Source organism: Ferrovum sp. (assembly GCF_027317285.1).
GTDB lineage: Bacteria > Pseudomonadota > Gammaproteobacteria > Burkholderiales > Ferrovaceae > Ferrovum.
Window position 1 is genome coordinate 1 of the sequence record NZ_DAHVHV010000082.1, and the last position, 5,341, is coordinate 5,341.

Consider the following 5,341-nt stretch of genomic DNA (forward strand, 5'->3'; position numbering starts at 1 on the left):
TCGTCGTCTTCAATCTCCATGACGACAATATACCACCCCCTGTTTATTTGTTACAGTAATTTCTTAACGACTCCTAAGCCCGACAGGCTGCTAGACAGCGGAACGGCGGAGGTATGCGGATAGCCGCCCATTTCGCCGAACGTCATGCGGCGAATGCGTTGCATCTTCGGTGATTCCATCTTACAATCGCCGCATGAAAAAATGAAGTAACGACAGACATGCGCCTGATTTTCAGCCGAAAAGGTTTCGACTCACAGTATGGAGGTGTAGCCAGCCCGATCCTGCCTAATGGGCTGATGATTCCATTGCCGATTCCATCATCCGACCAACATCAAATTGGCATGTTAGGGATCGATGGAATCGACCTCGGCGCACTTGTCGGTGATCTCACAAACAATCGAATTGATGCGCAGACCACCGTCCATATTGATCCTGACCTGCACGGTCCGATGCTCACGCGCGCTATGGGATGGCGACCATCATTCGGACAAATTGCATCGGCGCAAGGTCATTTGCAGAAGCAAGGTGTTGGTCCAGGCGACTTATTTCTGTTCTTCGGTTGGTTCAGGAAGATAGAGCGAATCAACGGGAGTTGGGGCTACATGTCTGGAAGCCCGGACATGCACATCCTGTTCGGCTGGTTACAGGTCGGCGAGGTACTCTCGGTGACGGGCCGTGTGCAGGATGTCGTACGCTGCCACCCCTGGTTGCGCGAACATCCGCACATAGCGGCTGCCGACCGTTTCAACAGCACGAACAACACAATCTACGTGGCTGCGGAGTCATTAACCTTAGGAGGCGCGAACACAGGGCGTCCTGGTGGCGGTATATTTGAGCGATTCACTCCGTCATTGCGGCTGACGGCAGTTGACCGGAAACGCTCGTGCTGGAGTCTCCCGATTTGGTTCATGCCTGTCGATGGGCAGCCCGCACTGTCATACCATGGAAAACCATCTCGCTGGGTAGCCGATAACGACTCTGTGTTGTTGCAAACGGTCGCCAAGGGGCAAGAATTTATTCTCGATTGCGATTACTACCCAGATGTCACTGGATGGCTGACCACGTTATTCAGTGAATCCCTACCAACCCATATTGCCGAGGTGCCATGACGCCACGCATCTTTCGTTATGTCGTTCGCTATGACGGAGGTTCCGCCCCACGTCCATATGGTGGTGTCTGCACTCTCGCCATATGCAAACCAGGCATTCGCAGAGGCGCTGCGATCAACGACTGGATTATCGGATTCCGGAGCTGCGCGCACGATACGGTCGTGTATGTGATGCAAGTAGCCGACCAGAAATCACTCGGCGAATACTGGTACGATGCGCATTTCCGCGATCGCCGCCCCGGCGCCTCACCAGTACCCGACAACATTTATCAACCCGACGCGAACGGTAATCTTGAACAAGTACCAAATAAGGTTCATGACCTCGGCAATAGGGATACGGACATCAGCGGCACCAACGCTCTTATAGGAGTACGCTTCTGGTATTTTGGCGCAAACAGTCCAACGCTGCCAATGAATCTCATTCATCTCGTTCCTTATGCCAGAAATTATACTGTCTATAAAAAACGGCAAGCAGACGATGTCAAAAATCTTGAGCACTGGCTTGAAACGTGGCCATGCGGGGTGCACGGAAAGCCGATCAACGCTAGCCCCGAAATGCTGGCTTGGCTTGCATCTGCAAAAACGGACGAGATGCAGTCTCCAGTGAATAGAAATACGGAATGCAATCGTAGTGTCACTGATTCAGAACCCCAAACCAGCGCCTCTACCACGCGGTGTCGGCGCTAACCTTCCTTGACTTCTCAGTCGATCTGCAGTTCAGGCGATGCTATAGATGCGCTCGCCACCTTCCGGTTTCTCGGAGGTGATGGAAAGCCCCAGTTTCTTCTTGAATGCACCGGCGAAGGTGCCGCGCACCGTGCGCTGTTGCCAGCCCGTAGCCTCGCAGATTTGCGCGATAGTCGCACCCTCGGGCCGCTTGAGCATGCTGATTACAGTGGCCTGTTTGCTGTTGTCGCGGGTACGACGAACCGGTGTTTGAGATTTATCTCCCACCTCAGCCGATTTGATGATTTCATCGAGGGCTTCGGCCGTAATTGGTCCCAGACGCGGAACTCCGAGGGCATCGTACCCTTCTGCGGCAATAAACCAGTCGCTGCTCAACGGGGTGATGAGGGCCCGGTTGAACAATCCTTCAAGAACCTTCTTGCGCGCTCCGCCCTTGATGTTTTCAGGAAACTCGACGATCTTGCCATCGGTCTTCTCGTGGGCGTAATTCAGGATGAAGAATTGAGCAATGGTGAGTTCTGTTTTCATGATGGCTCCATGGTGGGTTGGTGGTGAAGCCATTTACGCTCTGTTCAACATCAAAGCCAAGCGCAAACAACATCATTTTTTTGTTCTTTTTGAGCACTCATGGCACAGCGCGCTCCGACTCCCTGTCGTTACCCAAACTGCCGCCAGTTGGTAGGCAAACCAGGCTATTGCGAGCAACACCTGCAACAGGTTCGTAAGCAATGGGATGACCGACGAGGCAATGCTTCGGCGCGCGGTTATGGCTCGCGGTGGCAAAGGGCTCGTGCGGTATTTTTGTCTTACCACCCGCTTTGTGCCGAGTGCAATCGTCAGGATCGGGTCACACCGGCCTCGGTGGTGGATCACATCAAACCGCATCGAGGCAATCAGGAATCATTTTGGGATACAAAAACACTAGTGTCCGGTTAATTAACGATGCGAAACGCTGTAACCCATGACTGACGCGGGATTCCGAGCGATAAAGGGTGGTGTCGATTTGAATGAAAAACGCCAATTCGGGCAGAATTCTGGGATTTTTCCCAGAGGCTGCCATGAACGCTGGAAAGACACTTTTCGCCCAAATAATGGATTTTCTGCCTTGGACAACCTTCAATCGATATGTCAAGAGGTACGACGGCGACTGCGGTGTTCGCACCATGACTTGCGCAGAGCAGTATCGCATCATGGCGTTTGCTCAACTGACCTACCGCGAAAGTCTGCGGGACATCGAAGTCTGCCTTGGCGCTCAAGCCGGAAAGCTTTACCACATGGGATTTCGCGGAACGATGAAACGTTCGACCCTGGCCGATGCCAACGAGTCTCGCAACTGGCGAATTTATGCCGATTTCGGGCAACGGCTGATTGTTCAGGCGCGCGATCTTTACATCAAGGACGACCTTGGTCTGGATTTGACGAACACCGTTTACGCGCTCGATTCGACTACGATCGACCTGTGCTTGTCGGTATTTCCATGGGCGCATTTTCGCACCACCAAAGCCGCTGTGAAGATGCATACACTGCTCGACCTGAAAGGCAATATTCCGAGTTTCATCCATATTTCCGACGGCAAGATGGCCGACGTACATGCCCTCGACCTGTTGCAGCCGGAACCTGGCGCAATCTATGTCATGGATCGGGGTTACGTCGATTTCAGCAGGCTTCACGCGCTGCACTTGGCTGGAGCGTTCTTCGTCACACGAGCCAAATCCAATATGAAGGCGCACCGGGTTTATTCGGAAAAAACGGATCGCTCGACCGGCATTATTTGCGACCAGACGATTGCGCTGGACGGCTTTTATACCAAACAGAACTACCCCGTGCATCTGCGTCGCATTCGCTTCAAGGATGGCGAGTCCGGCAGGACGCTGGTCTTCCTCACCAATCAGATGACGTTGCCAGCCGCGACTATTTGCGCGCTGTACAAGAGCCGATGGCAGGTGGAATTGTTTTTCAAATGGGTCAAGCAGCATCTTCGGATCAAATGTTTTTTCGGCACGTCAGAGAATGCGGTCAAGACACAAATCTGGATCGCCGTATCGGTTTATGTTCTTGTCGCCATCGTCAAAAAACGCCTCAATTTGGACGCTTCGCTCTACACTTTGCTACAAATTTTATCACTCACCCTTTTCGAAAAAATCACTTTACAACAAGCACTTACAAACACGGGCGACACTTTTGATCAGTACCAATTCGATAACCAATTGATTTTAGATGGAATTTAACCGGACACTAGTGATACAAAAAACTGGCAAAGCCTGTGCAAGCCCTGCCACGACCGCAAGACGGTCAAAGAGGACGGAGGTTTTGGCCGGTCGCCGCCGCCAGGCGCAACCTCGGCGCAAAAAACCAACCGGTAGGGGGGTCATTTCCTTCGGGCCGCCCGGTGCCAGACCGCGCGCCTGCCCAGATTTTTGCGCGTGCAAATTCAAAATGTTTTTTTTGGGTAAAACGCCCCGGACTCCGCGCCAGTGCTGGATTTGACGGCTTTTCTGGGGGCAGGTAGAAATCAAAAAGGATTCTTTATGGCTGCTGGTGGCAAACGTTACGGCGCAGGACGCAAACCTCTGCCTATGGCAGTGAAGAAGATCAAGGGAACGCTGCAGAAGTGCCGCACCAATCTGAGCGAGCCAAAGCCCACCGGATTGTTGGGGGATCCTCCTGACTACATGACGGAAACTGCCCAGGAGGCCTGGCGCTACGCCGTGTCCAATGCGCCTGCCGGATTGCTGTTTCCGCTGGACGCAGCGGTACTTGAACGGTGGGCCAATTGTGCGGGAATGTACCGGGAGGTCTTGGCCAAGATCAACCAATCCGGGATCGGCGGCATGCTGATCAAGACGCCCAGCGGCGTCCTGCGCCGTTCACCCCTGATGGATGTAATCCGGGATCTGGCTATGGAAATGAAGGGGTATGAGTCGGAGATGGGCTTTACCCCGGCCAGCCGTGCGCGGGTGAGCGTTGTGCCGGGCGAAGTCAAGGAGCACAACCCCTGGGATGACATTGCTTGAGCGCGATTATGCCAAAGAGGCCAGCCGATATGCGCGCGGGGTAATCGAAGGGAACATCGAGGCATGCCGCTGGGTTCGCCGGGCGTGCCAGAGGCAACTGGGTGACCTGACACGATACAAGGGCAGATCAAGTCCCTTCCGCTTCAATCCGCTGCTCAAAAATAAGGCTGGTCGCAGTTACCGTCCCGCCGATAATGTCTGCGCCTTTATCGAGTGCCTGCCCCATGTGAAGGGACCGTTGGCGGGACAACCTATCCAGTTGGAACCCTGGCAGGTGTTCATCCTGTCCACGGTGTTCGGGTGGGTGAAACCTGATGGCAAACGCCGGTTCCGGCGCTCCTACATCGAGGTACCGCGTGGGAATGCCAAGTCCACGCTCTCCTCTGCCGTGGGCCTGTATATGCTGGCCGCCGATAATGAAGGTGGTGCAGAGGTGTATTCGCTGGCCACGACCCGCGATCAGGCGCGCATCGTGTTTGGGGATGCACAGACCATGGCGCGCAAAAGCCCCGGATTTCGGGGCCGATTTAAA

7 protein-coding genes and 1 pseudogene are annotated in these 5,341 nt (G+C 54.1%); 7 read left to right on the forward strand and 1 reads right to left on the reverse strand.

Annotated features, from left to right (window positions below; genetic code table 11):
• The first annotated feature begins 218 nt into the window (after nucleotides 1-218).
• The gene (locus M6F29_RS11155; RefSeq protein ID WP_298159845.1) at nucleotides 219-1,109 is read left to right on the forward strand and encodes an Nmad3 family putative nucleotide modification protein; all 891 of its coding nucleotides are present in this window, start codon (nucleotides 219-221) and stop codon (nucleotides 1,107-1,109) included.
• Entirely contained in the window at nucleotides 1,106-1,795 is a 690-nt protein-coding gene (locus tag M6F29_RS11160; protein ID WP_298159848.1) for an Nmad2 family putative nucleotide modification protein, read from the forward strand. The genes M6F29_RS11155 and M6F29_RS11160 overlap by 4 nt, the downstream gene beginning before the upstream one ends.
• A 30-nt stretch (nucleotides 1,796-1,825) precedes the next feature.
• Here M6F29_RS11160 and M6F29_RS11165 read toward each other — a convergent pair whose 3' ends face one another.
• Entirely contained in the window at nucleotides 1,826-2,326 is a 501-nt protein-coding gene (locus M6F29_RS11165; RefSeq protein WP_524537733.1) for a DUF3489 domain-containing protein, read from the reverse strand.
• 96 nt (nucleotides 2,327-2,422) lie between these two features.
• Here M6F29_RS11165 and M6F29_RS11170 point away from each other — a divergent pair, with 96 nt between their 5' ends.
• The 5 genes and pseudogenes from M6F29_RS11170 to M6F29_RS11185 form a co-directional block, all read left to right on the forward strand.
• Nucleotides 2,423-2,731: a DUF8602 domain-containing protein gene (locus M6F29_RS11170; RefSeq protein WP_298159853.1), complete on the forward strand. Its 309-nt coding sequence runs from the start codon at nucleotides 2,423-2,425 to the stop codon at nucleotides 2,729-2,731.
• 122 nt (nucleotides 2,732-2,853) lie between these two features.
• On the forward strand, nucleotides 2,854-4,023 hold the full coding sequence (locus M6F29_RS11175) for an IS4 family transposase (protein WP_298159863.1): 1,170 nt from the start codon (nucleotides 2,854-2,856) through the stop codon (nucleotides 4,021-4,023).
• Between the two features lie 6 nt (nucleotides 4,024-4,029).
• Nucleotides 4,030-4,158: pseudogene (locus M6F29_RS12425) on the forward strand (HNH endonuclease); the annotation flags it as partial.
• 165 nt (nucleotides 4,159-4,323) lie between these two features.
• Nucleotides 4,324-4,809 carry a phage terminase small subunit P27 family gene (locus M6F29_RS11180; protein WP_298159856.1) on the forward strand — a complete coding sequence of 162 codons (486 nt, stop codon included), beginning with the start codon at nucleotides 4,324-4,326 and terminating at the stop codon, nucleotides 4,807-4,809.
• Nucleotides 4,796-5,341, forward strand: a 546-nt coding sequence (locus tag M6F29_RS11185) for a terminase large subunit domain-containing protein (RefSeq protein WP_298159859.1), incomplete at its 3' end; no start/stop codon positions are given. The genes M6F29_RS11180 and M6F29_RS11185, both read left to right, overlap by 14 nt.